Annotated in this window: 21 protein-coding genes and 1 tRNA gene; 9 read left to right on the top strand and 13 right to left on the bottom strand. The window is 71.8% G+C overall.

All coding sequences use genetic code 11. The annotated features are described in order from the left end of the window. Nucleotides 1–64: 64 nt before the first annotated feature. From ACIPTO_RS07945 to ACIPTO_RS07970, 6 genes are all read right to left on the bottom strand, one after another. The gene (locus ACIPTO_RS07945; protein ID WP_366316649.1) at nt 65–511 is read right to left on the bottom strand and encodes a hypothetical protein; all 447 of its coding nucleotides are present in this window, start codon (nt 509–511) and stop codon (nt 65–67) included. A gap of 89 nt (nt 512–600) precedes the next feature. Next, a complete protein-coding gene (pth, locus tag ACIPTO_RS07950) occupies nt 601–1,203 on the bottom strand; it encodes an aminoacyl-tRNA hydrolase (protein ID WP_401190171.1) in 603 nt (200 codons plus the stop codon). A 105-nt stretch (nt 1,204–1,308) separates the two neighbouring features. After that, on the bottom strand, nt 1,309–1,896 hold the full coding sequence (locus ACIPTO_RS07955) for a 50S ribosomal protein L25/general stress protein Ctc (RefSeq protein ID WP_366316645.1): 588 nt from the start codon (nt 1,894–1,896) through the stop codon (nt 1,309–1,311). A 191-nt stretch (nt 1,897–2,087) separates the two neighbouring features. Beyond that, the gene (locus tag ACIPTO_RS07960; RefSeq protein WP_366316643.1) at nt 2,088–3,068 is read right to left on the bottom strand and encodes a ribose-phosphate diphosphokinase; all 981 of its coding nucleotides are present in this window, start codon (nt 3,066–3,068) and stop codon (nt 2,088–2,090) included. A gap of 77 nt (nt 3,069–3,145) precedes the next feature. Further along, nucleotides 3,146–4,591 carry a bifunctional UDP-N-acetylglucosamine diphosphorylase/glucosamine-1-phosphate N-acetyltransferase GlmU gene (glmU, locus tag ACIPTO_RS07965; RefSeq protein ID WP_401190172.1) on the bottom strand — a complete coding sequence of 482 codons (1,446 nt, stop codon included), beginning with the start codon at nt 4,589–4,591 and terminating at the stop codon, nt 3,146–3,148. Nucleotides 4,592–4,777: 186 nt separating this feature from the next. After that, nucleotides 4,778–4,849, bottom strand: a tRNA-Gln gene (locus ACIPTO_RS07970). 214 nt (nt 4,850–5,063) lie between these two features. Between ACIPTO_RS07970 and ACIPTO_RS07975 the strand changes: the two genes are divergently transcribed. Further along, nucleotides 5,064–6,410, top strand: coding sequence for a sensor histidine kinase (locus tag ACIPTO_RS07975; RefSeq protein WP_401190173.1), 1,347 nt, complete (start codon nt 5,064–5,066; stop codon nt 6,408–6,410). 355 nt (nt 6,411–6,765) lie between these two features. Here the strand turns inward: ACIPTO_RS07975 and ACIPTO_RS07980 are convergent, their stop codons facing one another. Together ACIPTO_RS07980 and ACIPTO_RS07985 are read right to left on the bottom strand one after the other, a co-directional pair. Beyond that, nucleotides 6,766–7,260 carry an SUKH-3 domain-containing protein gene (locus ACIPTO_RS07980; RefSeq protein WP_401190174.1) on the bottom strand — a complete coding sequence of 165 codons (495 nt, stop codon included), beginning with the start codon at nt 7,258–7,260 and terminating at the stop codon, nt 6,766–6,768. Nucleotides 7,261–7,396: 136 nt separating this feature from the next. Beyond that, on the bottom strand, nt 7,397–7,936 hold the full coding sequence (locus ACIPTO_RS07985) for a YwqJ-related putative deaminase (RefSeq protein WP_366316635.1): 540 nt from the start codon (nt 7,934–7,936) through the stop codon (nt 7,397–7,399). A gap of 363 nt (nt 7,937–8,299) precedes the next feature. On the opposite strand from ACIPTO_RS07985, the gene ACIPTO_RS07990 reads away from it, so the two are divergent. From ACIPTO_RS07990 to ACIPTO_RS08000, 3 genes are all read left to right on the top strand, one after another. Then, complete coding sequence (locus ACIPTO_RS07990; protein ID WP_366316633.1) at nt 8,300–9,295, top strand: SMI1/KNR4 family protein; 996 nt, start codon at nt 8,300–8,302, stop codon at nt 9,293–9,295. A gap of 8 nt (nt 9,296–9,303) precedes the next feature. Then, nucleotides 9,304–11,898: an SUKH-4 family immunity protein gene (locus ACIPTO_RS07995; protein ID WP_401190175.1), complete on the top strand. Its 2,595-nt coding sequence runs from the start codon at nt 9,304–9,306 to the stop codon at nt 11,896–11,898. A gap of 191 nt (nt 11,899–12,089) precedes the next feature. Continuing rightward, on the top strand, nt 12,090–12,977 hold the full coding sequence (locus ACIPTO_RS08000; RefSeq protein ID WP_401190176.1) for a DivIVA domain-containing protein: 888 nt from the start codon (nt 12,090–12,092) through the stop codon (nt 12,975–12,977). Between the two features lie 79 nt (nt 12,978–13,056). Here the strand turns inward: ACIPTO_RS08000 and ACIPTO_RS08005 are convergent, their stop codons facing one another. From ACIPTO_RS08005 to ACIPTO_RS08020, 4 genes are all read right to left on the bottom strand, one after another. Continuing rightward, nucleotides 13,057–13,659: a hypothetical protein gene (locus ACIPTO_RS08005; RefSeq protein ID WP_401190177.1), complete on the bottom strand. Its 603-nt coding sequence runs from the start codon at nt 13,657–13,659 to the stop codon at nt 13,057–13,059. After that, nucleotides 13,656–15,377 carry a PHP domain-containing protein gene (locus ACIPTO_RS08010; RefSeq protein WP_401190178.1) on the bottom strand — a complete coding sequence of 574 codons (1,722 nt, stop codon included), beginning with the start codon at nt 15,375–15,377 and terminating at the stop codon, nt 13,656–13,658. Before ACIPTO_RS08010 ends, ACIPTO_RS08005 begins: the two co-directional genes overlap by 4 nt. Before the next feature lie 126 nt (nt 15,378–15,503). Next, nucleotides 15,504–17,189, bottom strand: coding sequence for a cation acetate symporter (locus ACIPTO_RS08015; protein ID WP_401190179.1), 1,686 nt, complete (start codon nt 17,187–17,189; stop codon nt 15,504–15,506). After that, entirely contained in the window at nt 17,186–17,686 is a 501-nt protein-coding gene (locus ACIPTO_RS08020; protein WP_401190180.1) for a DUF485 domain-containing protein, read from the bottom strand. The genes ACIPTO_RS08015 and ACIPTO_RS08020 overlap by 4 nt, the downstream gene beginning before the upstream one ends. A gap of 350 nt (nt 17,687–18,036) precedes the next feature. On the opposite strand from ACIPTO_RS08020, the gene ACIPTO_RS08025 reads away from it, so the two are divergent. Genes ACIPTO_RS08025 through ACIPTO_RS08035 form a run of 3 tightly spaced genes read left to right on the top strand, consistent with a single transcriptional unit; the run spans nt 18,037 to nt 20,567 of the window. Next, nucleotides 18,037–18,330 (top strand): polyprenyl synthetase, encoded by a 294-nt coding sequence (locus ACIPTO_RS08025; protein ID WP_401190181.1) that lies wholly within the window; start codon nt 18,037–18,039, stop codon nt 18,328–18,330. Further along, nucleotides 18,320–19,375 (top strand): polyprenyl synthetase family protein, encoded by a 1,056-nt coding sequence (locus ACIPTO_RS08030; RefSeq protein ID WP_366316617.1) that lies wholly within the window; start codon nt 18,320–18,322, stop codon nt 19,373–19,375. Before ACIPTO_RS08025 ends, ACIPTO_RS08030 begins: the two co-directional genes overlap by 11 nt. Nucleotides 19,376–19,406: 31 nt before the next feature. Beyond that, on the top strand, nt 19,407–20,567 hold the full coding sequence (locus tag ACIPTO_RS08035; protein WP_366316615.1) for an oxygenase MpaB family protein: 1,161 nt from the start codon (nt 19,407–19,409) through the stop codon (nt 20,565–20,567). A 12-nt stretch (nt 20,568–20,579) separates the two neighbouring features. Here the strand turns inward: ACIPTO_RS08035 and ACIPTO_RS08040 are convergent, their stop codons facing one another. Further along, the gene (locus ACIPTO_RS08040; protein WP_401190835.1) at nt 20,580–21,995 is read right to left on the bottom strand and encodes an MFS transporter; all 1,416 of its coding nucleotides are present in this window, start codon (nt 21,993–21,995) and stop codon (nt 20,580–20,582) included. Nucleotides 21,996–22,497: 502 nt separating this feature from the next. Here ACIPTO_RS08040 and ACIPTO_RS08045 point away from each other — a divergent pair. Together ACIPTO_RS08045 and ACIPTO_RS08050 are read left to right on the top strand one after the other, a co-directional pair. Continuing rightward, the gene (locus ACIPTO_RS08045; RefSeq protein WP_366316611.1) at nt 22,498–23,286 is read left to right on the top strand and encodes an ABC transporter ATP-binding protein; all 789 of its coding nucleotides are present in this window, start codon (nt 22,498–22,500) and stop codon (nt 23,284–23,286) included. Then, complete coding sequence (locus ACIPTO_RS08050; RefSeq protein ID WP_401190182.1) at nt 23,283–25,856, top strand: ABC transporter permease; 2,574 nt, start codon at nt 23,283–23,285, stop codon at nt 25,854–25,856. Before ACIPTO_RS08045 ends, ACIPTO_RS08050 begins: the two co-directional genes overlap by 4 nt. Nucleotides 25,857–25,932 lie beyond the last annotated feature (76 nt).

Consider the following 25,932-nt stretch of genomic DNA (forward strand, 5'->3'; position numbering starts at 1 on the left):
CGACAACACGAGTGCCCCCGAGCCGCTTCGACGGCCCGGGGGCACTCCTGTGTCCTACGACCGGTCAGATGGCCAGGAACGCCGCCGTCAGCAGGGCGATCCCCGACCCGGCCAGCACCCATGCGGTCCGGGTCAGCCGCAGGCCGCCCGCGACCACCACCGAGGCCAGCAGGAGGGCACCGCCGAGCGGGACCCAGGCGTAGAGGACGCCGGCGGGACCCGAGCGCATCACCTCGTCGGTTCCGGGCTTCACGATCACGGTGTACGTCCGGCCCTTGGTCACCGCGACCGTGTGGTCGATGACGACCTTTGCGCGGGGGCTCGATCCGGTCGACACCGGTGTGTACGGGCCGGTGCAGGTGGCGTCGCCGCAGGAGGTGACCCGGACCGTGCCGTGCTCGCGGCCCTTGGTCAGCATCACGTTGTGCGCGGTCGGCCAGGAGCCCCACACCCCGGCGATCAGGATCAGCACGGCGACCGTGCCCATCGCCGCGAGCCGTCCGAAGTTCATGGCGGGGATCATTGGCCATACCTGCACGCGCGGTCAATTCCCGCCCGGGACAAGCCGGTCAGGGCAGGCGATTCCGCACGGCGTACGGCTCAGGAGTTGTACGCGCTCTGGGCCCGCTCCAGGCCCTCGCTCACCAGGCACTCCACGGAGTCCGTCGCCCGGTCCACCAGGAAGTCCAGTTCCTTGCGCTCCGTGGAGGAGAAGTCCTTCAGCACGAAGTCGGCGACCTGCATCCGGCCCGGCGGACGCCCGATGCCGAACCGCACCCGGTGGTAGTCCGGGCCCATCGCCTTGGTCATCGACTTCAGACCGTTGTGGCCGTTGTCGCCGCCGCCGAGCTTCAGACGGAGGGTGCCGTAGTCGATGTCGAGTTCGTCGTGCACGGCGACGATGTGGGCGAGCGGCACCTTGTAGAAGTCACGCAGCGCGTTGACGGGGCCGCCCGACAGGTTCATGAACGACGTCGGCTTCACCAGCACGACCCGGCGGCTCGCCGGACCCGGGGCGCCGAGGCGGCCCTCCAGGACCTGCGCCTGCGCCTTGCCGGCCCGCTTGAACCTGCCGCCGATCCGCTCGGCCAGCAGGTCGGCCACCATGAAGCCCACGTTGTGCCGGTTGTTCGCGTACTCGGGGCCGGGGTTCCCGAGCCCCACGATCAGCCAGGGGGCGTCGGCGTCGGTCGTCACGTCCATGTCTCCATCTGCTGTGATGTTCGCGGGACAGCCCCCGACGGCCTCCGGCAGTCAGCCGCCGCTCCCGTTGGGAACAGCGGCTGACGACACGGTGAGCGGTGAGGATCAGGCCTCGGCGGACTCGCCCTCGGCGTCCTCGGTGGAGGTCTCCTCGGCCTGCGCGGCCAGGACCTGGAGGACGACCGCGTCCTCGTCGATCGCCAGCGTGGTGCCCTTGGGCAGCGGGATGTCCTTGGCGGCGATGGAGGCGCCGGCCTCCAGGCCCGCGATGGACACGGTGACCGACTCGGGGATGTGCGTGGCCTCGGCCTCGACGGGCAGCGTGCTCAGCACGTGCTCCAGCAGGTAGGCGCCCGGGGCCAGCTCGCCCTCGGTGTGGACCGGGACCTCGACGGTGACCTTCTCGCCGCGCTTCACGAGGAGCAGGTCGACGTGCTCCAGGTAGCCCCGGATCGCGTCACGCTGGACGGCCTTCGGGATGGCCAGCTCGGTCTTGCCCTCGATGTCCAGGGTGAGCAGGACGTTCGGGGTGCGCAGGGCGAGCAGCAGCTCGTGGCCGGGCAGGGTGATGTGGGCGGGCTCGGAGCCGTGGCCGTAGACGACCGCGGGAACCTTGTTGTCGCGGCGGATGCGGCGGGCGGCGCCCTTGCCGAACTCGGTGCGGGTCTCGGCGGTGAGCTTGACGTCGGACATGTCACTCCTCGTAGAACTGATCGGGGAAGGTGGTCACCCGGCCGAACAACGGCCTGCTACGAAGAGCGCGTCGATAACGGACCGCCGTACCGGAACCGGTACGGCCTCCCTCGCCGAGCAACTGTGGCAGCTTACTCGGCGGGGAGGCCGTAACAGAAATCGATCTACGGACCGATCCGTGACGCGTGGGGTCAGTGCTCGTCGAAGAGGCTCGTGACCGAGCCGTCCTCGAAGACCTCGCGGACCGCGCTGGCGATGGTCGGGGCGATCGACAGGACGGTGATCTTGTCGAGGTCGGCGCCCAGTTCGCCCGGTGTCGGCAGGGTGTCCGTGAGGACGAACTCGCTGACCCGGGAGTTCTTCAGCCGGTCGGCAGCGGGGCCGGAGAGCACGCCGTGGGTGGCCGTCACGATGACGTCCTCCGCGCCGTGCGCGAACAGGGCGTCCGCGGCGGCGCAGATCGTGCCGCCGGTGTCGATCATGTCGTCGACCAGGACGCAGACCCGGCCCTTGACCTCACCGACCACCTCGTGGACGGTCACCTGGTTCGCCACGTCCTTGTCGCGCCGCTTGTGCACGATGGCGAGGGGCGCGCCGAGGCGGTCGCACCAGCGGTCGGCGACGCGCACGCGGCCGGCGTCCGGGGAGACGACGGTCAGCTTGGAGCGGTCGACCTTGCCGCCCACGTAGTCCGCCAGCAGCGGGAGGGCGAAGAGGTGGTCCACGGGGCCGTCGAAGAAGCCCTGGATCTGGTCGGTGTGCAGGTCGACGGTGAGGATGCGGTGCGCACCCGCCGTCTTCATCAGGTCCGCGATCAGCCGGGCCGAGATCGGCTCACGGCCGCGGTGCTTCTTGTCCTGGCGGGCGTAGCCGTAGAACGGCACGATCACCGTGATCGAGCGGGCCGACGCGCGCTTGAGGGCGTCGATCATGATGAGCTGTTCCATGATCCACTGGTTGATCGGAGCCGTGTGGCTCTGGATCACGAAACAGTCCGCGCCGCGCACCGACTCCTCGAAGCGGACGTAGATCTCGCCGTTCGCGAAGTCGAAGGCCTTCGTCGGGACGACCCCGACACCCAGCTGCTGGGCGACCTCCTTGGCAAGCTCGGGGTGGGCGCGGCCGGAGAAGAACATCATCTTCTTCTCGCCGGTCGTCTTGATCCCGGTCACAGCACTGTCTCCTCAGAGGGTTATCAACTGGGTGTGCGTTTATCACGGTACGCCGTGTTCGACGCACCCGTTTCCGGTCAGTCTTCGCTCTCGCCCTGGCGGGAAGCCGTTTCCGCGGCCTTCGCCGCCGCGCTGCCCGGACGCTTGCGGGCGACCCAGCCCTCGATATTCCGCTGCTGGCCACGGGCCACGGCCAGCGAACCGGGCGGTACGTCCTTCGTGATCACGGAGCCGGCGGCGGTGTACGAACCGTCCCCGACCGTGACGGGTGCCACAAACATATTGTCCGAACCGGTCCGGCAGTGCGACCCGATGGTGGTGTGGTGTTTGTCCTGCCCGTCGTAGTTGACGAACACGCTTGCCGCGCCGATGTTCGTGTACTCGCCGATCGTCGCGTCCCCGACGTAGGAGAGGTGCGGGATCTTCGTGCCCTCGCCGATCGTCGCGTTCTTCGTCTCGACGTACGTGCCGATCTTGCCCTTCGTGCCCAGGCGGGTGCCGGGGCGGAGATAGGCGAACGGGCCCACGGACGCCTGCGGACCGATGTGCGAGCTGACGGCGACGGTGTTGTCGACGCGGGCGCCGGCCTCGACGGTGGTGTCCGTCAGCCGGGTGTTGGGGCCGACCTCGGCGCCCTCGCCGATGCGGGTGGCGCCGTGCAGCTGGGTGCCGGGGTGGACGACCGCGTCCCGGCCGAAGGTGACGTCGACGTCGATCCAGGTGGTCGCCGGGTCGATGACGGTGACGCCGGCGAGCATGGCGTCGGTCAGCAGCCGGTCGTTCAGGATGCGGCGGGCCTCGGACAGCTGGACGCGGTTGTTGATGCCGGCGATCTCGCGGTGGTCGCCCGCGACGGAGGCGCCGACCCGGTGCCCGGCCTCGCGCAGGATGCCGAGGACGTCGGTGAGGTACTCCTCGCCCTGGCTGTTGTCGGTGCGCACCTTGCCGAGGGCGTCGGCGAGCAGCTGGCCGTCGAAGGCGAACACCCCGGAGTTGATCTCGCGGATCGCGCGCTGCGAGTCGGAGGCGTCCTTGTGCTCGACGATCGCGGTCACCGCGCCGGAGGCGCCGTCGCGGACGATACGGCCGTAGCCGGTGGCGTCGGGGACCTCGGCGGTCAGGACCGTCACCGCGTTGCCGTCGGCGGAGTGGTCGGCGGCGAGGGCGCGCAGGGTCTCGCCGCGCAGCAGGGGGGTGTCGCCGCAGACGACGACCACGGTGCCGTCGACGCTGCCGAGTTCTTCGAGCGCCATGCGTACGGCGTGCCCGGTGCCGTTCTGCTCGGCCTGGACCGCGGTGCGGACGCCGGGGTCGGTCGCGCCGAGGTGGGCGGTCACCTGCTCGCGGGCGTGGCCCACGACGACGACCAGGTTCTCCGGCTCCAACTCGCGGGCGGCGGCCAGCACATGACCGACGAGGGCCCGGCCGCAGAGCTCGTGCAGGACCTTCGGTGTGGCCGACTTCATACGGGTGCCCTCACCCGCTGCGAGGACGACGACGGCTGCCGGGCGAATGGCGCTCACGGGTTTGCCCTTCGGCTTCGGAATGCTGGGGGGTGGACATTCGCAGGATACCGGGGCGTTTCATGGGGGACATGAGAGTGGGCCCCGACAGTGCTGTCAGGGCCCGAACGGGGATGCTGGGGGCGGGAGTTGCCCGGTTGTGGATCGGAGACGATCCGTTGTCGCCCGGTTGCGATCGGGCTGCTGCTCCCCCGCCAGGACTCGAACCCGGACAAATGGCACCAAAAGCCACGGTGCTGCCAATTACACCACGGGGGATCAAACTCGGAAGAGCCGGGCATTCGACCCGGTCGCCGAGTGGGCACCCAACACTATGCCGTACCGGATGGCCTCCGTGCGACGGTACTTCTCTCCGGTCTCCGGTGATCGGGTTCGGCCCGGTGTTTCGTCACCGTCCGACTACGCGTCGTGGTCTAGGCCGGTCGTCGAAACTCACCGGAAAACCGGGCCCCGGCGCCCTTAGGCTGGAGGCATGACCACGACGGGGGAAGACCATGCCGCGGCCCGGGGAGGGCCGTGGTGGTGGACCAGGTGGCGCAGTGCGGTGCTCGACGCGGGGCTCGCGGCGGGGTCCGCGGCGGAGTGCGGGGCGGAAGGCGTCCGGTTCGCCCGGGACGCGGGAATTCCGGCGGCCGTCGGTGTCGTCTTCGGGGTGCTGGCCGGCTCGACGCTGATCGTCCGCCGGAAGTGGCCCATCGCGGTCGTCCTGGTCTCCATCGCCATCACCCCCGCCCAGATGGGCTACGTGATGGGCATCGTCGGCCTCTACACCCTGGCCGCGTCCGAACTGCCGCGCCGGATCATCGGGGCGCTCGCCGGGATGTCGTTCCTCGGGATGCTCATCGTCATGTTCGTGCGGGTGCGGCAGGACATGCAGCACGGCACGTGGGAACTGGGTGACTGGTTCCTGCCGTTCGCCTCCATCACCACCGCGGTCGGGATGACCGCGCCGCCCGTCCTGCTCGGTATGTACGTGGGCGCCCGGCGCCGTCTGATGGAGAGTCTCCGGGAGCGAGCGGACAGCCTGGAGCGGGAGCTGCAACTTCTCGCCGAGCGGGCCGAGGAGCGGGCGGAGTGGGCCCGGGGGGAGGAGCGGACCCGGATCGCCCGTGAGATGCACGACGTCGTCGCGCACCGGGTGAGTCTGATGGTCGTGCACGCGGCGGCGTTGCAGGCGGTGGCCCGCAAGGATCCCGAGAAGGCGGTGAAGAACGCGGCGCTCGTGGGGGACATGGGGCGTCAGGCTCTGACCGAACTCCGGGAGATGCTCGGGGTGCTGCGGAGCGGCGACGGCCGGGATGTGCGCGAGCGGGCGGCGGTGCCGTTGGTCGCGGTGGCCGCGGCTGCCGCGGCGGCGGCGTCTCGGGTCGTCGGCGACGAGGGCGGCGCGGGTGGCGAGGGCGGCGGTGAGGGGGGCAGCGAGGGGCCCTGTCTGTCCGACGTGGACGAGTTGCTCGGGCAGTCCGCGGCGGCCGGGATGGCGGTGGATCTGTCGGTGGAGGGGGAGAGCCGCTCGTACGCGGCGGAGATCGAGCAGACCGCGTACCGGGTGGTGCAGGAGGCGTTGACGAACGTCCACAAGCACGCGGCGGGTGCGAAGACGCATGTCCGGCTGGCTCACCGGGTCTCCGAGATCGCGATGCAGGTCGAGAACGAACCGCCGCCGGAGCTTGCGGCGGCTTCTGCCGCGCGGTTGCCCTCCGGGGGGAATGGGCTGGTGGGGATGCGGGAGCGGGTGCTTGCGCTGGGCGGGGTGTTCGTGTCCGGGCCTACGGATGCCGGGGGGTTTCGGGTGTCTGCGGTGATTCCGGCCGCTTGAGGTTGTTTTTTGGGTGCCGGTCGGTGGGCTTGGGTGTTTTCGGATGTCGGTCGGTGGGCTTGGGTTTCTTCGGGTGCCGGCCGGTGGGCTTGGTTGTTTTTCGGGTGCCGGTCAGTGGGGGCTGGGCGCGCCGTTCCCCGCGCCCCTGGGTGGGTGGGGGTCCGGGTCCGTGGGTGGGTGCCTGTGCGTTGTGGGGCGCCGGGGGCGGGTGATGGGTCGGCGCCGCGCCGCGGGGTGTCCGTCCTCGGATCGGCGCGGCAAGGCTGCTCGGGAGTGCGGCTCTGTGAGCGCCGATCGCTGCGGGCGGACACCCCCCGACACGTCGCCTTGCCGCCGTACGCGGCCCGCGGGCCGGTCAGCCCGCGGTGAGGCGTACCGGCTCCGTGCCCGAGACCAGGGTCGCCAGGGCCTTGTCGATGTCGGGGCCCAGGTACCAGTCGCCGGTGTGGTCCAGGGCGTAGACGCGGCCCTCGGAGTCGATGGCCAGGAGGGACTGGGTCTCGGGTTCCTCGCCCAGCGGGCTGACGTCGGTGTCCAGGGCGCGGCCCAGGTCGCCGAGGGTGCGGGCCATGTGGAGGCCGTGCATCGGGTCCAGGTGGAGTGTCACGGGGGAGATCTGGCGGCCGGGGCCGGAGGGCGTGATGTGCAGGCCGCCGAACTCGGCCCAGACCTCCACCGCCGCCGGGAAGACGGCGTGCTGGTGTCCCGCGGGCGAGGTGTGGTCGCGCAGGGTGTCGGCCCAGATCTCGGCCTGCTTTATGTCCCAACGGCCGGGCTGCCAGCCGGCGGCACGCAGCGCTGCGTCCACGGGCACGGAGAAACGAGTGGTGGAGTGGCGGTCGGCTTGCATCTGCCTTCGATCGTCGGCGTCAGGGACTGTGGAGCGGTAGAGCGGTAGAGCGGTAGAGCGGTGGAGCGGTGGAGCGGTTGAGTGGTGGAGCGGTTGAGTGGTGGTATCGGTTGTGCTTGGTGGTACGGGGGTGGGGTCAGCCTTGTTCGGTCGTGGGGTCCACGACGCGGACGCCGAAGTGGGCGCTGAGGGCTGTGCAGGCCTGGCAGGGGGGCGCGAAGCTGCCGTGCAGGGGGTCGCCGTCCTCGCGGATGCGGCGGGCGGTGAGCTTGGCCTGCTTGAGGGTCTTGCGGGCCTCGCCGTTGGTCATCGGCTTGCGCGCGGCGCGTTTGCTGCGGGCCGCGTCGGCGGCGGCGATGTGGCGGGAGATGAGGATCACCTCGGCACACCGGCCGGTGAACCGGTCCCGCTGCGCGCTGGCGAGGGTGTCGAGGAAGTCCTGTACGAGCGGGTGCAGCGCGGGCGGCTGGTCGCCGCGGGCGGCGGTGCCGGTGAGGGTGGTGGCGCCGCGTACGGACAGGGCGGCGGCGACGGTCGGGAGGATGCCGTCACGGCGGTGGCTGAGGGCCGGTGCGTGCGGCGCCTCGGTGGCGCTCCAGCCGACTCTGGGATCGCCGGAGGGCCCGGTGTGCGCCCCGGTGTGCGGTCCCGTCTGCGTCGCGTTCATGATCGTCATCCCCTCCCGAGCATCCCCCGGCGGGTCACAGAGTGCCAAACGCCGTGGCTGGTGCGGTAGCTGGGGCGGTGCGACACGCCAGGGCTCCGGCGGGCTGTCACGGCGGAGTGACGTCAGGTCACGGAAGTGAGGGTTCGGTGACGGGTGGGGTGCGTTCGGTGAGGGGTGCGGGGAGCGGGTGCGGCCGACCGCTGCCGGTGACCGGTGTCGCCGTACCGCATAGGCTGTCCGCACCGCGTTCCACGCGTGGAGACGGTCGAACGAAGACGTCAAGAAGACGAGACAGTCGATACGGGACATGGTAGGGCGAATTACGTATTCGGCCGCTGTGAATCGTACTGAATGCCGCAGGGGGCAACCGCCATGACGACAGGTCGGCTCGGGCAGCGAGCCGCGCCACCGAACGCGGCCTACGCCGGGCAGGTCGTGCACTTCCCGGATCCGGTCCGGGCGGCCCGCCACCCGCGCGGGGTGCGGATGGACGAGCGCGGTTATCCCGACTTCTCGCCGTACGCGCGCGCCGCGGCCGAGATCGCGGAGCCTCCGGAGGGCTTCGGCGTCGACGAGCTGCGGCTGACGGACTACGTGTCGGCCAACGCGGCACTCGCCGCGACCGGCCACGAGCTGTGGGACACCGTGCCCGCCGTGGCCACCCCGCACGGGTGGACCTGGCACCACGTCGTCGGCACCCGGCGTCTCGAACTCGTTCCCGTGGAAGTGAAGGCGCTGCTGCGGCATCACGGGGGCATCACGACGGCCGGCGTCGATCACGACAAGCGCGGTACCCGCCCGCTCCAGGAGACCCGGCCCGCGCACTTCGGTCTGCCGAAGTCGACGGTCGCGGTCACCGAGGCGCAGGTCCAGGGCGTCGAGGAGGACCTCGGCTACCGGCTCCCGGGCGCCTACCGCTCGTTCCTCAAGGCGGCCGGCGGCTGCGCGCCCGTCGGCACCGCGCTGGACGCCGAGTTGGGCCTGCTGATCGACCAGCCGTTCTTCACGGTCCGCGACGAGGCGGCCGTCAACGACCTCGTGTACGTCAACAAGTGCCTGCGCGATCATCTGACCAAGGACTATCTGGGCGTCGGTTTCGTCCAGGGCGGTCTGCTCGCGGTGAAGGTGAAGGGGCAGGCGCTCGGGTCCGTCTGGTTCTGTGCCTACGACGACGCCCGTGACGTCGACCCGTCGCAGGCACCGGCCGACCGGGTGGAGCGGCTGCTGCTGCCCGCCGGGGACGACTTCGACCAGTTCCTCGCCCGACTCGCGGGAAATCCACCGGAGTTGGAGACGGTGGCGAATCTGATGGTGGACGGCGGGTTCGCGACGGTGGTTCCGGCGACGGCGTCTTCGGTGGGGGAGTGAACTGAACGATGGTGACCTTCGCGCAGGCGCAGGAGCGCGCCGAGGAGTGGATCAACGGCGATGTGCCGTCGTACCAGCATCGCGAGGTGCGGGTGCGGGAGTTCGACCTCGGTTTCGTGATCTGGGCCGAGGACCGCGCCGACGGGCCGCGCTCGGACGGCGGTGGGCAGCGGATGGTGCTCGCCCGCGACAGCGGCGAGGCCACGCTGTGGCCCGCCCTGCCGGTCGGTGAGATCGTCCGCCGGTACGAGGAGGAGTACGGCCGCGCCGACGAGATCGCCGACGCGGTGCCGGCCCCTCCCGCGCGGGTGGACCTGAACCAGACGTCGTTCCTCCTGAGTCCGCCGGAGTGGCTCCAGGAGGCCGCGGACAAGCTGGGGATCCCGGACCGGCGGGAGCCGGCCTCCTCTGCTCCCGCCGGCGGTACGGGGGTTGGGGACTCGGGTTCGGCTCCCGGTTCCGCCGGGCGGGTGCTTCCGGAGACGCAGGCCGGGGTGCCTGCGCCCTCGGCGTGGCCGGATGCCGGGGCGGCGCAGGACGCGCCCGCCGTGCCTGCCGGGGCCACGCCCTGGGCGGGGACCGACACCAACGCGGATGCCGGCGAGGACCGTTCGGTACCGCTGCCCGCGACCGTCTTCGCGCCGCCGCTGAGCGAGCCGGAGGACACGACCCCGGCCGAGGCCAAGACCGCGCTGATCTCCGGCGGGAGCCGGCTTCCGCGTACGACCGTCTCCCCGGCGCTGGACGACTCCAACGGTGGTGCGGGGGACGGGAGTTCGCAGGGTTCCGGTGCGGGCGGGGCGGCTGCGGCCGGTTCGTCGTACGGGTATCCCCAGGGCGCCGGTGGTCCGGGTGCGCCCGCGCCGCAGCCTCCCGGCGGTCCCGGTGCGCCGGGGCGGGCGCTCGCGCCCAACGCCGGCGACATCGCCGACGCCGCGACCAGCAAGGCCGCGCCTCCGCCGCGCCGGGGCGGGGGTTCGACGACCCCGCCTCCGCCGGGTGCGCCGGGGACACCGGGTGCGCGGGCGGGCGGCGCGGCGGGCCCGCCCCCGCCGCCGCCTGCTTCTCCGCCTCCGCCCGGTGCGTATGTGGCGACCCAGCTGGTCCCGGGGCTCGGCCCGGAGGGGCCCGGGGCACCGCAGCCGCCTGGCGCGCCCGGTGCTCCGAACAGCCCCGGGGGTCCGCCCTCGGGGGGAGTGCACTACGCCGCGACCATGTTCGCCGACCCGGGTCAGGGTGGGCCCGTGGGGCCGGGTGCGCCGCCTCCGCCAGGTGCGCCGCAGCCTCCGGGTGCTCCGGGTGTTCCGGGTGCGCCCAAGTCGCCTGGTGCGCCTGGTGCGCCCGGCGTTCCTCAGCCGCCGAACGCTCCCGGTTCGCAAGGTGGGGCCCACGGTGCCGTGCATCATGCGGAGACCATGCTCGCCGGGCCTCCGCCGGGTGGGCCCGGTGTGCCGCCTCCGCCGCCTCCGTTCCCGGGTGCGCCCGGTGCGTCGGGCGGGCCCGGTATGCCGCCGGGTGCTCCGCCGCAGCCGATGCCGCCGGGCGCGGTGCCTCCCGGTGCGATGCCGCCTCCGGGACAGCCCTTCCCGGGGCAGCAGCAGCCCGCCTACGGCTATCCCCAGCAGGGGCAGCCGACCGTGGGACCGGGGTATCAGGCCGTGCTGCGGTACCGCGCGCCGGACGGGTCGGAGCAGCAGCTGATCCGGCGGTCCGCGCCGGGGACGCCGCACCCGGAGTGGCAGATCTTCCACGAGCTGCGCGGCATGAACATCCCGCCGGACCAAGTCCTGGAACTGCACACGGAGTTGGAGTCCTGCGAGCTGCCGGGCGCCTACTGCGCGCGGATGATTCGCGAACAGTGGCCGCAGGCCCGTATCGCCAGCATCGCGCCGTACGGCACGGATCACGCGAGCCGGCAGCAGGGCATGCGTGAACTCCTGGCCCATCAGGGCGAGTTGCACCAGGTCGCCGACGGTCCGGCTCGACTCGCCCCGGTGCGGGCGCCGTTGCCGCCGGTGCAGCCGACGCCGCCGGTCCCGCCGGAGGCCATCGCGCAGGAACTCGCGGGCGCCTTCGGGCCGGGCGTGTTCCGGTTCGAGCAGGCGGCGGTGTCCCGGCAGGGCGTACCGCCGGTCGTCGCGCACACGCTGGTCGCGGCGGGGCTGCCGATGGACATGGGTCCGTTCTTCTGGGCGCAGGCCCAACCGGGGCGCCCGGTACCGACGTTGGCCGAACTCGCGCAGGAGCGCGGGGTGCGGCCGTCCGCCGACGCGGGCTCGTACCTCGTCATGGGCAGCGACTTCGGCCGCGCGATCTGCGTCCAGTACGGCACGGCCAACATCGTCGCCGTGCCGGTGGAGGCGGGGCCGGGCGGCGCGCCCGTACCGCCGCAGTTCGTGAACACGGGGCTGCCCGAGTTCGCGCGCTGTCTGGCGCTGCTCGGCCGGATGTGGCGTCTGCGGTACGGGCTCAACCAGGAGCAGGCGGGCCGTTGGACCGTCGACTTCCAGGCGCAGCTCGCCTCGCTGGACCCGGCGGCGCTCGGGTCGCCGGAGAGCTGGTGGTCGGTGCTGCTGGAGCAGATGTGGGACGGGCTGCTGTGACGGCGATGTTCAGCTGAACCGTCTGCGTCGAAAGGGCTGGATCCGGTCGGGCGACCGGGTCCAGCCCTTTTGCCTGCCCGGATGCCCGTGACCTCTCCGCGGAGTGTCGCGTTATGAACACTTACGCCCGATCCATCAAGATATGCGGCAAATCATCATGTCGTGTCCGTCGGATGGAGAGGGGTTCCAGGATGAGCAGCGCAACGGTGTCACCACGTGGCTTCGCGGTCGTACGGGGGCGCGGCTACCGCCCCGACCAGGTCGACGCGTACGCGGCGGCGATCTCGCAGTACCGGGACGTGGCCTGGGAACGGGCCGCGCGGCTGACCGTCCTGGCCAAGGACATGGAGGCGGAGGCCGAGCGGATGCGGGAGGCCGTCTCCCGGCTGGCTCCGCAGACGTACGAGGCGCTCGGCGAGCGGGCGCACCGGCTGTTCCGGCTGGGTGAGGAAGAGGCGGCCGAACTGCGGGAGTCCGCGCGGCGCGCGGCGCGCGAAGAGGTCGCGCGGGCCGACGCGCACGCCGAGGGTGTGCTCCAGGAGGCGCGGGACGAGGCGGACGCGCTCCGTGCGGAGGTGGAGGAACGGGCCCGGCAGCGGCTTCTCGCCGCCCGTGCCGAGGCCGACGACATCCGGATCGGTGCTCGGCGCGAGGTCAAGGAAGGGCGTACGGAGGCGTTGTCCGCGTTGCGTGAGGTGCGCGGGCGGACGGAGGCGATGCTCGGCGAGCAGGCCAGGGAGCAGGACGAGCGGTGGGCCCTGGCCGAGCGGGAGGCGGCGGAGCGCGTCGCGGCCTGTGACGCGGAGTACGCGGAGCGGATGGCGTGTGCGGAGGCCGCGTTGAGCGAGGCCGAACAGGCCTTCGCCGAGGCCGAGTTGTCGGATCGGCGGCGCCAGGAGGATGCGGCGGAGCGGGCGGCCGAGGTGGTGGCGGAGGCGCGGGTGCGGGAGGAGCGGGTCGCACGGGACACGGAGCGGGTGCTGCGGGAGCACGGTGAGACCTGGGACGACGTGCGGGCGCACATGGATCATGTGCGGAACAGTCTGACCGCGCTCACCGGGCGGGCGCCGGCCGAGTGAGACGAGGGGCGCGGTGGCGGGTGCGCGCCGGCCGGTGAGGGCCGGTCGCGCGGTTCCCCGCGCCCCTGGGCGGAGACGGTCACGGGTGGTCGGCGCAGCACGGGGTGGGGTTGGGGACCTCGAAGGGGGCCAGGGTGCCGGCCGCCGCCGGGACCAGGGCCAGGACCAGTCGTCCTTCGCGCCACTCCGGGCGTACGTGGTCCTGGGTCCGTACGGGGGTGACGGGGTCGGGGCTCCCGCCCGACGTCGCGCCCACCACGATCACCCCGTCCACGGCCGTCTGTTCCAGGAGGTCGGCCAGCGTGATCGTGCCGGTGAGCCGGTCCGAGCCCGGGAAGAGGACGGCCCGGCCGGACCGGCGGGCCGCGTGCTCGGCCGCCGCGAAGGCCGCCGCCTCGGTCGGGCCGTGGCTGCGGTCGCCCAGGATCGAGGCCAGGTCCGTCCCGGTGAGGCGGCGCCAGATCTCCTCCAGCCGTTCCCCGTCCTTCGGCAGGTCCAGGGAGACCGCCGTTCCCCTGCGGGTGTCGGTGCGGATCAGATGGGTGCAGGCGACCGTCCCGGGCGGAAGGGCCAGCGTGGTCCGCAGGTCGCGGATCAGGTGGTCCGCCTCGCGGAGGGTGGTCGTGCCGGCGTCCACCCCGATGACGGGGCGGACGCCGGACGGGCCCTGGGAACCGCTCATGCGGGCAGGACCCACATCGGGTTGGAGTAGAACCAGAGGTCCTTCCACGGGTCGGCGTCGCCGAGGACGTCCATCGCGGGGCCCGCGGGGTCCACGGACGCGCCGTTGACGCCCACGGCGGAACGGTTGCCGTCGGTGCCGCGGAGGCGGACGTAGACCGGCTTGGCGAGGCGGCCGAGGGAGTACGTGAGGCGGACGGTGCCGGACGACCTGTCCACCTCGAAGGACTTGACGACCTTCGTCTTCGGGGCGGCGAACACGTCCCGGTCCTTCGCCGGGCCGGTGACGTCGCCCTGGACGACGTCGACGCGGGCCAGGATCGGCTGGAACTGGGCCCAGTTGGGGCCGTTCGCCAGGCTGATCCTGATCGTCAGGTCGACCTGCGCGCCGCGGCGTACGTGCAGTGCGCCGCCGAGGGTGACCTCCCGGCCGCCGGAGGACAGCCGTGCGTCGAGGCCGCTGATCAGGCCGCCGTGGTCGACCCAGACGCGGCCCGCGCGGATGCCGTCCATGACCGCCTTGTACGAGAAGGAGGCGGCGCCGACGTGCGTGCGGGAGTACTGGCCGGGCCAGAAGTCGGTGTCGGTGAGGCTGATGCCGCCGCTGTACACCGGGTCGTTGTAGCGGCCGTTGGCCTCGAAGTCGCTGTTGGGGCCGCGTACCGCCGTGTCCGCGTACACGTTGTGGGAGTCGGAGTTGGCGGTGATCCACCAGGGCTTGCCCTCGGCGAGGAGGCTGTCCCACAGGCCGCCGACCGTCGACGTCATCCAGTCGAAGCCGCCCCAGGTGCGGTAACTCTCCAGCGGGTAGCCGGGGAACGAGTCCGCGCTCGGGCTGCCGTCGTAGATGCCGCGACCGCCGCCGGGGCCGTTCGGCTTGGGGATGCCGCCCGCCTGGTGGCCGGGGGCGCCCTCCATGCCGACCGCGATCGAGGGCTGCGCGTCGCGCCAGCCGCGGATCTCGTGCGGGGAGTCGATGCCCTTGCGCGCCGGGTGGTTGGCGAGGAACAGCGCGTCCTTGACCTTGCGGCGGCGGACCTGGTCGGCGAGGAAGTTGACGCCCGCGATGGCGAGGGCCTCGTTGGCGGGCGAGTTGCCGCTCGCGTTCTTCACGCTGCCGTCGAAGGAGTTCTCGAACTCCTTGAGCACGGCCACCTCGTGGGAGCCGGGGTGCACGAACACCGTGCCGTGCTCGGCGCCCGGGATGTTCCACTCCAGGCCCTGGAAGACGAGGGTGTCGTCGGTCTTGTCACGGGCGTCGACGATGTCCGGATTGACCTTCTCCACGCCGATCTTGGCGTGCGCGACGCTGCCGTGGTCGGTGATGACCATCCAGTCCAGGCCGTGCGCGTTGGCCTGGCGCACATGGTCGATGACGCGGTACTTGGCGTCGCTGCTGTACTGGGTGTGGATGTGGTGGTCGCCCGCCAGCCACAGATAACCGCCGTTGCCCTTGGCGGAGGTGGGCGCCTGCCGCTGCGCGGACTGCTGCACCGACGCGGCCGCCTCCCCCGCGCCCGCGAGCACGCTGCCCGCCGCGAGTCCCGCGCCCAGGAGGCCGGTGCGGCGCAGCATGCCTCTGCGGGACAGCTGACCGGGTGTCAGCTCGGCGTCCGGTATCGAGGTGTCGAGGGCCGGAGGCAGCGACGAGGTGTCGCCGTCGCCGTGGTGGTGATGGTGGTGGTGACCGTGGTCGCCGTGACTGTGGCCGTGGCTCATGCTCAACTCCCGCTGAATGCAGGGACCTTCACGCTCGGACGTGCAGAGTCTGAGAAGGAGCGGTGAACAGGGGGAGTCGCGGTGGTGGTGTGGCAAAGAACGAGTCATGCACGGCTATGACCCCGGTCATGCGGTGCTTTTGCGTCGGTCATCCTCCGTCTCTCCCGGTGGGCCGGCGGTCTCTCTCCGTACCGCGCCGGCCAGGATCGATCCCTCCAACGCGTCGTACCGCCGCCGCTGTTCGTCCTCCGCGCGCCAGCCCGAGGCGACCGTGCCCAGCCAGCCGAAGGCGAAGCCGAGCGGGATCGTGACGAGGCCGGTCGTGGTGAACGGGAACCAGTTGACGTCGGCGTGCGGGAAGGCGGCGGCGGGCGAGCCGGAGACCAGGTTCGTGCCCGGCATCAGCACCAGGACCGCGAGCGTGCCCCCGATCAACGTGCTGAGCAGGCCTGTTCGGGTGTAGCGGCGCCAGAAGAGGCTGTAGACGAGGGCGGGCGCTATGGCCGAGGCGCCCAGGCAGAAGGACAGGGTCACCAGGGGTTGCAGGCCTCGGTGCTGGATCAGGGTGGCGAGCGCGACGGCCGGGACGCCCACCGCCAGCGCCGAGCAGCGGGCCAGCGTCATCTCGCGGCGGACCGGCATCTCCCGGACCCGGGTGGCGAAGACGTCGTGGGCCAGGGAGTTGGCGCAGGCGAGGATCATCCCGGCGACCGAGGCGAGCAGGGTGAGGAAGACGGCCGTGGTGACGGCGGTGAGGAGCAGGGTCTCCGCCGTCGACACGTCGGCCCCGAACACCGCCCGCGAGCCCAGCAGATACGCCGTGTTGCCCTGCGGGTCGGCCTGCGCGATCGCCGCCCGGCCGACCAGCGCGGTGGCCCCGAACCCGACGACCGTCACGATCACCACGAACAGCGCCACGCTCGACACCGCCCACGACATCGACCGCCGCACCTGCCGGGCGCTCGACGCGGTGTACATGCGCATCGTGATGTGCGGGAGGCAGGCGCCGCCGATGACGACGGTCAGCTGTGAACTGATCATGTCCAGACGGGGAGCCGGCCCGCCCGCGAACTGGAGTCCCGAGTGCAGGAAGGCCTGTCCCACGCCGCTCCGCCGTGCCGCCGCGTCGAAGAAGGCGCCCAGGTCCCAGTGGAAGCGGTTCAGTACGAGTACGGCGATCACGGCACCCGACCCGAGCAGCATCACGATCTTCAGGATCTGGATGAGGGCGGTGCCCTTCATGCCGCCGATCGCCGCGTAGCTGATCATCAGCGCGCCGAGGCCGATGATGCAGCCGGTCTGGAGCGCGTCGCCGGAGAAGCCGAGGATGAACGCCAACAGCTGTCCCGCGCCCGCGAGTTGGACCAGCATCAGCGGCAGCAGCGCGAGGATGGTCACCGTGCACGCGACGATCCGCACCGAACGGCCCGGCATACGGCGGGCGAACGCGTCGCCCATCGTGAACCGGCCCGCGTTGCGCAGCGGTTCGGCCAGCAGGAACATCAGCAGGAGCAGCGACAGGGCCGTGCTCATGGCCAGCACCACGCCGTCGTAGCCGTAGAGGGCGATCACTCCGCCGGTGCCGAGCACGCTCGCCGCGGAGATGTAGTCACCGGCTATGGCGAGGCCGTTGCGGAGCGGGGAGAGGGAGCCGTAGCCCGTGTAGAACTCGTCGAGGTCGTCGCGGTCCGGGCCCGTCAGCACGCACAGCAGCAGCGTGATCGTGGCGACGGTGGTGAAGGCCACCAGCGACATGGTCTGCGAGGAGTCCCTGAGACCGGCCGCCGCGGTCACGGTGAGCGCCCCGGTCATCTGGCCGCCTCCCGTCTGGCGTCCAGCTCGGCCTGCTTGCGGAAGCGGTCCGCGAGCGGGTCGACGTGCTGCCGGGCGGTGTGCTCGTAGAGCCCTATCGCCAGCCAGGTGACCGGCAGTTGGACCAGCGCGAGCAGCAGTCCGGTCGGCACCCCGCCGGTGACGGTGCTCGTCATCAGGCCGGGCGCGAACGCGGAGAGCCCGAGGAAGAGGCAGAAGTAGCCGAGCGCGGCGGTGGTCGCCGCGCGCCGCTGACGGCGGTACGCGCCGCGCAGGATGCGCAGGTCGCGGTGGTTGCCGAGCGCGGGGCGCCGGGGCAGGCGGCGGCGCTCGGGCGGCGGCGGGGGCGGCTGCCAGGGATAGGTGACGGCCGGCGGGGGCGCGGGCGGCGGCGATGCCGGGGGCCGTGCGTGGCCGTACGGGGCGTACGGGTCGGGTGACGGACGTACGTCGTCCGGGCGGTACGAATCATGCGGAGGGTAGGGGTCGTAGGACATCCCGTGCTCCTTGCGTGGCTCGGGTCCGTGGCGGGGGACCGCAGGGAGGGGGCGGCGCGGGCCACGCACGTTACTCGCCGGTTGGGGGATGTGGGTGCTTTTCGCCGAACTGGGCGGTCGGTACGGGTGGGCGGGGGCCGGGCCCGTCAACCCCGCGCTGACCTCGGGTGTTACGCGAGTTGACGGTGTTTCCCGAGAACGCTGGAGGCGGGCGGGGCGCCGGCGTCCGCACGGTCGAGCGAAGTGATCACCCGATCGTGAGTTTCCCCTCGGGGCCGCCCGGGCTGTCGCGATCCTGACAGAAGGACGGGTGATCGGTGCCGTCCGGAAGCGCTACGGGCGGGAGTGGCATGACAGGGGCGGCGGAGCGGCACGAGGGCCTGGACGAGCGGGCGTTGTTGCTGGCGGCGGGGGTGGCCGAGCTGGCGGTGAGCACGGTGGGGTCCGCCGTGGGCTCGGCACTCGGGGCGGTGCGGGGCCTGCTGCGCCGGTCGGACGCGGGCGATCTGGCGGCGGATGCCGAGCGGGATCTCGCGGCGCGCGGACGGCTGGTGCTGGACCGGTACACGGGTCTGCCCCCGGCGCATCTGGAGACCCTGGCCCGGCTCGCGCTCGCCCGGCAGGCCGCCGCCGATGACGTCTGACCGGTGGGAGTCGGCCGCCTTCAAGACGCGCGTCGACCAGGTGCTCCGGCGGTTCGTGGGCGAGGAGGCCGAGCGGTTCGCGGAGATCGACCCGGCGCTGGAGCCGGTCGCCGGGCAGCTGGAGGCCGCGGTCGCCGACGGCAAACGGCTGCGGTCGGCGTTCTGCTACTGGGGCTGGCGCGCGGTGGGCCAGCCCGACAGCGACGCGCTGGTGCGGGCGGCGGCCTCGATGGAACTGGTGCACGCCGCCGCCGTCGTGCACGACGACCTCATCGACGACAGCCCGCTGCGGCACGGCCGCCCCACCGCCCACATCGCGCTGCGCGGTGCCGTGCGCCGTCGCCCGCGCGCCGCCGCGGCGGCCAGGTCGCTCGCCATGCTGATGGGGGATCTGCTGATGGGCATGGCGGGAGAGCTGTTCACCACCAGCGGGCTGCCCGCCGCGTATCTCGCCCGCGCCCGGCCGCTGTGGGCGGTGCTGGCACGGGAGCTGATCGCGGGCGAGTGCCTGGAGATCCTGCGCACCGGGGCCGAGCCGGACACCGCCGCGTCCCTGAAGGTGATCCGCTACAAGACCGCCAAGTACACCGTGGAACAACCCCTGTTGATCGGCGGCGCGCTCGCCGGGGCGGGCGGTCGGCTGCGGGCCGGCTACTCGGCGTACGGGCTGCCGCTGGGCGAGGCCTTCCAGCTGCGGGACGACGTCCTCGGCCTGTTCGGCGACCCGGCGGACACCGGCAAGGCCAACGCCGACGACGTGCGCGGCCATCGGCCCACCGCCCTCCTCGCGGAGACCTGGCGCGGCGCCGGACCCGAGGACCGGGAACGACTGCGCACGCTCATGGGTCAACGCGCCCTGAACGCCGCGGAGTTGGACTCGGTGCGGGAGACGATGCGCCGGCTGGAGGCGCCCGACCGCGTCGAGGGCATGATCGCCGCCCGCGTCGAGGAGGCGCTCGACGCCCTCCAGGAACTGAACGTCCCCGCCCCCGCCGAGGCCGCGCTGACCGCGCTGGCCCACTCGGCGTCGGCCCGCCTGTCCTGATCCGCCCGCCCGCGAACTCCCAGGAGCCCCCGTGACGTACACCGAGACCTCGATGGACGCCCTGCGCCGGGCCGGTGACGAACTCGCCGACGCGACCGTCGCCGCCCTGTTCGACCGCGGGGAGGTGGGCCGGTTCAACACCCTCATGCGCTACGTCTCCGTGGCGGGCGCCCCGCTGCCCGACGGCCTGCCCGCCGTGGCCCTGGAGTACCTCAACGCGACCAGCACACCGCCGAGTTGGGTCGACTGGGCCGAGATGGAGAGGGCCCGGCTGTTCTTCATCGACAACAACGTGCACATCTCCACCGCCCTGTCCTTCGCCGCGATGCCCGCCTGCTACGTCGTCCCGCCGGTCGCGAAACTCCTGTCGGCCAGCCACGGGCTGCGGTATCCGTCCAAACGCATGGCGGAGACAGGGCAGTTCACCGTCTACCTGATGCGGCCCGACGCCTTCGAGGCCGGCAGCCGCTTCATCCCCGCCGCGCAGAAGGTCCGGCTCCTGCACGCCGCGATCCGCCACCACCTCCTGCGCGAGGACCAGTGGGACACGGGCGGGTCGGGGACGCCGATCTGCCAGGAGGACATGATCGGCGGGCAGATGTTCTTCTCGATGCTCGTCCTGGACAGCCTGCACCGCCTCGGCGTCCACATGTCGACGGAGGGCGCCGAGGCCTACTACTACGCGTGGCGCGTGGTCGGCGCGATGCTCGGCGTCGACCAGGACGCCGTACCCAAGTCCCTTGAGGAGGCGCGGCAGTTCCTCGACCTCTATCTGCTGCGGCACATGGGCCCGTCCGAGGAGGGCGCCGTCCTGACCCGCCAGCTCATCGACCTCTACGAGGAGGTCGTGCCCGGCACCTTCTTCGACCCGGTCGTCTCCGCCCTCATCCGCCATCTCGTCGGCGACACCTGCGCCGACTGGCTCCAGGTGCCCCGCACCCGGTGGGACACGCTCGTCAAGGCCGTACCCCACCTCCTCGGCGTGCTGGAGACCATCGAGGACCGTTCCCCGCTCGGCGCCTGGGCGCTGGACCGCCTCGGCCACCTCACCACCGTCCTGGAACTGTCCTCCCTGACCCGCGGTCGCGTCATGCACTACGCCATCCCGGAACAGCTCAAGAAGGACTACGGCGTCCCGCACTCGGTCCCGCGCACGCGCCGGTGGACCCCGCCCGCCGCCTCCGTCTCCTGAACTCCCCGCCGCCTACTGCTCCTTGAGGACCGGAAAGCGCCGGGGCGCCAGGAACAGCAGCACCAGGAAGGCCACCGCCGCCGCGCACCCGGCGCCGACGTACACCGCGTGGACCGCGTCCGCGACGGCCCGCCGGGTCGCCTCGGGGACCGCGCCGCCGTCGAGGCCCCGTGTCACCGAGTCCAGGTCGCTCGCACCGCCCAGCCGGGAGGCCAGCACGCCGTTGGCGACGGCCCCGAACACGGACGCGCCGATCGTCTGGCCGGTCTGGCGGCAGAACAGCACGGACGCGGTCGTCACCCCCCGTTCCTCCCACTCGACCGTCGACTGCACCCCGACGATCAACGGGAGCTGGAAGAGGCCGAGGGCCGCGCCGAGCAGCAGCATCAGCACCATCGGCTGCCAGGCCGCGCCCGGGTAGGGCAGGAACGGGAACGCGAACAGGATCAGCGCCGCCGCCCCGATCCCCAGCATCGCCGTGTTGCGGAAACCGATCCGCCGGTACACGTGCTGGCTCAGCGCGGCCGACACCGGCCAGCTCAACGTCCATACGGACAGCACGAATCCGGCCGCCACGGGCGCGAGCCCGAGCACCGACTGCGCGTACGTCGGCAGGAACACACTCGGCGCCACCATCAGCAACCCCAGGGCGCCCAACGCCAGGTTGACGGCCGCGATCGTACGGCGCCGCCACACCCACCCCGGGATGATCGGCTCGGCCGCCCGGCGCTCGATCAGCACCACGACCCCGGCCAGCCCGAGTCCCGCGGCGAACAGGGCGATCGAGGGCGCGGACAGCCAGTCCCACGCGACCCCGCCCTGCACGAGGGCCGTGATGAGGACGCCTCCGCAGGCGAACACGGCCAGCGCGCCCGCCCAGTCGACGCGGGGACGGGCGGTGCGGGCGCGCTCCGGTTCGTGGAGGTGGCGGACGATCAGCCACAGCGCGACCGCCCCGACCGGGAGGTTGACCAGGAAGATCCAGCGCCAGCCCGCGTACGCGGCGAGCAGCCCGCCCACCCCCGGGCCCGCGACCGCCGACACCGCCCACACGGTGGACAGCTTCGACTGGATCTTCGGGCGCTCCTTCAGCGGGTACAGATCGGCCGCGAGCGTCTGGACGGTACCCTGCAGCGCCCCGCCGCCCAGGCCCTGCACCACGCGGAACGCGATCAGCGCGCCCATGTTCCAGGCCACCGCGCACAGCAGCGAACCGGCGAGGAAGACCGCCGCCCCGACGACCAGCACCGGCTTGCGGCCGAAGGTGTCGGAGAGCTTGCCGTAGACGGGCAGCGTGACCGTCACGGCGAGCAGATAGCCGGAGAACAGCCAGGAGAAGACGGAGAAGCCGCCGAGGTCGCCGACGATCTGCGGTACGGCGGTGGAGACGATGGTGGAGTCGAGGGCGGCCAGGGCCATCGCGAGCATCAGGGCCGCGACCACGGGGCCCCGGCGCCGGTCGGGAGGGGCCGGCGTGGGCTGCTCGGCCGCCTCGGGTCGTATCTCGGTGTCGCTGTCCCCCTGGTCCACAGGAATCCTTTCCCCTTGCATCTATCTGCCGCGCACCAGCTTCCCACTTGACCCTCACGTCGCGGCAGGGCGGAGGCTGAGCGGGTCACCGGGTGGACGACCCCCTAGACCGGCTCCACCCGACGGTGGAGAGCCCCTAGGGGTTCCTCCGTACTACGACCTGGGGACGGTTCGTACCGGCGGAGGAGGAGAAGCGGGGAGGGCCGTCCTTAACCTGGCTTTATGCCGCTGGGGGGCGGCAGGCCGAACCCAGGAGGGTGGGGTTTTCCCCCGGGAAAGACTGCGCTGAGCACCAGCGCGCCGGACCCCCTCCCGCCGACAGAATCATCGTCGTAACTACTTGGCACACCTCGACCGGACACCGGCACGCACCTGCGCCGACCGACTTAGGAGACATACCGTGACATCGGCTGTGACCATTCCCAGGCACGGGGGTACTGGAGGGCGTACGGCCGTTGCCGCGCGAGCGCGGCAGGTCGTCAAGGCGTACGGAGCCGGGGAGACCCGCGTCGTCGCCCTCGACCATGTCGACGTGGACATCGCCCGCGGTCAGTTCACCGCGATCATGGGCCCCTCGGGGTCCGGCAAGTCCACACTCATGCACTGCCTCGCCGGACTCGACACCGTGACGTCCGGGCAGATCTACCTGGACGAGACCGAGATCACCGGCCTCAAGGACAAGAAGCTCACCCAACTCCGGCGGGACCGGATCGGGTTCATCTTCCAGGCCTTCAACCTGCTGCCGACGCTGAACGCGCTGGAGAACATCACCCTCCCGATGGACATAGCCGGCCGCAAGCCCGACAAGGGCTGGCTCGCGCAGGTCGTCGAGACGGTCGGACTCTCCAGCCGGCTCAAGCACCGGCCCAACCAGCTCTCCGGCGGTCAGCAGCAACGCGTCGCCGTGGCACGGGCGTTGGCGGCCCGGCCCGAGATCATCTTCGGTGACGAGCCGACCGGAAACCTCGACTCCCGTGCCGGAGCCGAGGTACTGGGCTTCCTGCGCCGCTCCGTCGACGACCTGGGCCAGACCATCGTGATGGTCACGCACGACCCGGTGGCCGCCTCGTACGCGGACCGCGTCCTGTACCTCGCGGACGGCCGGATCGTCGACGAGATGTTCAAGCCCACCGCGGAGGCCGTCCTCGACCGCATGAAGGACTTCGACGCGCGGGGGCGTACGTCATGACCGTCCTCAAGACCTCGATGCGCAACTTCTTCGCGCACAAAGGGCGGATGGCCCTCTCGGCGATCGCCGTGCTGCTGTCGGTCGCCTTCGTCTGCGGCACGCTCGTGTTCACCGACACGATGAACACGACGTTCGACAAGCTCTTCGCGGCCACCGCGTCCGACGTGACGGTCATGCCGAAGGCCGCCAAGTCCGACGGCAGCACCCCGCAGAACGGACTCCCCGAGTCGCTGCCGGCCTCCACAGTCGCCCGGGTGGCGAAGGCCCAGGGCGTCAAGTCCGTCGAGGGCGGCGTCAGTTCGATGAACGTGACCGTCGTCGACAGCGCCAACAAGAACATGGGCTCCTCGACCGGCGCGCCCACCATCGCGGGCAACTGGACGAAGAACGACCTGCGTTCGATGGAGATCACCTCCGGCCACGCCCCGCGCGGCCCGACCGAGGTGATGGTCGACGCCGACACCGCCGACAAGCACCACCTCACAATGGGCGACTCGCTGCGCACCATCTCCCAGACCGGTGACTTCACCGCGCGGATCGTCGGCATCGCCACCTTCAAGGTGACCAACCCCGGCGCGGCCGTCGTCTACTTCGACACCGCCACCGCGCAGCGCCAACTCCTCGGCGCCACCGGCCGGTTCACGCAGATCGGCGTCACCGCCGCGAACGGTGTGACGGACGCCCGGCTCAAGCAGAACGTGGCACAGACCCTCGCCTCGCCGGGAACGTACAAGATCCAGACGGCCAAGGAGAACGCCGACGAGAACCGCAAGGGCGTCGGCCAGTTCATGAACGTCATCAAGTACGCCATGCTCGGCTTCGCCGGGATCGCGTTCCTGGTCGGCATCTTCCTGATCATCAACACCTTCTCCATGCTGGTCGCCCAACGGACCCGCGAAATCGGCCTGATGAGGGCGATCGGCTCCTCCCGCAAGCAGGTCAACCGCTCGGTGCTGGTCGAGGCGACCCTGCTCGGGATCGTCGGCTCGATCCTCGGCGTCGGCGCCGGGGTCGGCATCGCCGTAGGCCTCATGAAGCTGATGAGCGCGGCGGGCATGGACCTGTCGACCCGGGACCTGACGGTCAAGTGGACCACCCCGGTGCTCGGCCTGCTCCTCGGCGTGATCGTCACCGTCCTCGCCGCCTACCTCCCGGCCCGCCGGGCCGGCAAGGTCTCCCCGATGGCCGCGCTGCGCGACGCCGGAACCCCGGCCGACGGCAAGGCCGGCTGGGTGCGCGGACTGATCGGCCTCGTCCTGACCGGCGCCGGTGTCGCCTCGCTGGTCGCGGCGGCCACCGCCAAGAAGGCGACCGACGGCTCCCTGGTCCTCGGCGCGGGCGTCGTGCTCTCGCTGATCGGCTTCGTCATCATCGGCCCGGTCCTCGCCAACGGAGTCGTCCGGGTGATCAGCCTGGTCCTCCTGCGGGCCTTCGGACCGGTGGGGCGCCTCGCCGAACGCAACGCGCTCCGCAACCCCCGGCGCACCGGCGCCACCGGCGCGGCCCTGATGATCGGCCTCGCGCTGGTCGCCTGCCTCTCGGTGGTCGGCTCCTCGATGGTCGCCTCCGCCACCAGCGAACTCGACAAGTCCGTCGGCGCCGACTTCATCGTCCAGGGCAACCAGCGGATCGTGCCGCAGGCCGAGAAGGCGATGGAACACTCGCCCGACCTCGTTCACGTCACCCGCTACAAGGTCCTCGACGCCACCCTCACCTCGCCCGACGGCCAGAAGGACACCGACGGCCTCACCGCCGCCGACCCGTCCTACGCCCAGGACCTGCGCCGCGCCACCACGGCCGGCGACCTGTCCGCCGCCTACGGCACCAACGCGATGTCGGTCGGCTCCAAGTACGCCAAGAAGCACGGCGTGCACCTCGGGGACACGATCAGCGTCGCCTTCAAGGGCGGCGACACGGCGAAGCTCAAGGTCGCCGCGATCACGGACGACGACGTCGCCATCGACCAGGGCGCGCGGTACACCAGCATCGCCACCATGCAGAAGTACGTCCCGGCGAGCAAGATCCCGCCGAACGAGATCATGTTCGCCAAGGCCAAGGACGGCCAGGAGAAGCAGGCCTACGCGGCCCTGAAGAAGGCCATGGCCCCGTACCCGCAGTACCAGGTGCGCGACCAGACCGACTACAAGCAGGAACTCAAGGACCAGATCGGCCAGCTCCTGAACATGGTCTACGGCCTGCTCGCCCTCGCGATCATCGTCGCGGTCCTGGGTGTCGTGAACACACTGGCCCTCTCGGTCGTCGAGCGGACCCGCGAGATCGGCCTCATGAGGGCGATCGGCATGTCCCGCCGCCAGCTCCGCCGGATGATCCGCATGGAGTCGGTCGTGATCGCCCTCTTCGGAGCGCTGCTCGGCCTCGGCCTGGGGATGGGCTGGGGCGCCACCGCCCAGCAGCTCCTCGCCCTGGAAGGCCTGAAGGTCCTGGAGATCCCCTGGGGCACGATCATCGCGGTCTTCGTCGGCTCCGCCTTCGTGGGCCTGTTCGCCGCCCTGATCCCGGCCTTCCGGGCGGGCCGGATGAACGTCCTCAACGCCATCGCCACCGAGTAGCCCACCAAGCCACCGCCCAACGGGGGCAGGCCCGGCACCGAGAAGTCACGGGGGACTTCTCGGCGCCGGGCCTGTT

It is taken from the genome of Streptomyces sp. NPDC090083, from assembly GCF_044747445.1.
Taxonomy (GTDB): Bacteria; Actinomycetota; Actinomycetes; order Streptomycetales; family Streptomycetaceae; genus Streptomyces.

Coding starts and splice junctions, on each gene's coding strand:
- ACIPTO_RS07945 (WP_366316649.1), bottom strand. CDS start 511: ATGAACTTCGGACGGCTCGCGGCGATGGGCACGGTCGCCGTGCTGATC.
- pth (WP_401190171.1), bottom strand. CDS start 1,203: ATGGACGTGACGACCGACGCCGACGCCCCCTGGCTGATCGTGGGGCTC.
- ACIPTO_RS07955 (WP_366316645.1), bottom strand. CDS start 1,896: ATGTCCGACGTCAAGCTCACCGCCGAGACCCGCACCGAGTTCGGCAAG.
- ACIPTO_RS07975 (WP_401190173.1), top strand. CDS start 5,064: ATGACCACGACGGGGGAAGACCATGCCGCGGCCCGGGGAGGGCCGTGG.
- ACIPTO_RS07980 (WP_401190174.1), bottom strand. CDS start 7,260: ATGCAAGCCGACCGCCACTCCACCACTCGTTTCTCCGTGCCCGTGGAC.
- ACIPTO_RS07985 (WP_366316635.1), bottom strand. CDS start 7,936: ATGACGATCATGAACGCGACGCAGACGGGACCGCACACCGGGGCGCAC.
- ACIPTO_RS07990 (WP_366316633.1), top strand. CDS start 8,300: ATGACGACAGGTCGGCTCGGGCAGCGAGCCGCGCCACCGAACGCGGCC.
- ACIPTO_RS07995 (WP_401190175.1), top strand. CDS start 9,304: ATGGTGACCTTCGCGCAGGCGCAGGAGCGCGCCGAGGAGTGGATCAAC.
- ACIPTO_RS08000 (WP_401190176.1), top strand. CDS start 12,090: ATGAGCAGCGCAACGGTGTCACCACGTGGCTTCGCGGTCGTACGGGGG.
- ACIPTO_RS08005 (WP_401190177.1), bottom strand. CDS start 13,659: ATGAGCGGTTCCCAGGGCCCGTCCGGCGTCCGCCCCGTCATCGGGGTG.
- ACIPTO_RS08010 (WP_401190178.1), bottom strand. CDS start 15,377: ATGAGCCACGGCCACAGTCACGGCGACCACGGTCACCACCACCATCAC.
- ACIPTO_RS08015 (WP_401190179.1), bottom strand. CDS start 17,189: ATGACCGGGGCGCTCACCGTGACCGCGGCGGCCGGTCTCAGGGACTCC.
- ACIPTO_RS08020 (WP_401190180.1), bottom strand. CDS start 17,686: ATGTCCTACGACCCCTACCCTCCGCATGATTCGTACCGCCCGGACGAC.
- ACIPTO_RS08025 (WP_401190181.1), top strand. CDS start 18,037: ATGACAGGGGCGGCGGAGCGGCACGAGGGCCTGGACGAGCGGGCGTTG.
- ACIPTO_RS08030 (WP_366316617.1), top strand. CDS start 18,320: ATGACGTCTGACCGGTGGGAGTCGGCCGCCTTCAAGACGCGCGTCGAC.
- ACIPTO_RS08040 (WP_401190835.1), bottom strand. CDS start 21,995: ATGCTCGCGATGGCCCTGGCCGCCCTCGACTCCACCATCGTCTCCACC.
- ACIPTO_RS08050 (WP_401190182.1), top strand. CDS start 23,283: ATGACCGTCCTCAAGACCTCGATGCGCAACTTCTTCGCGCACAAAGGG.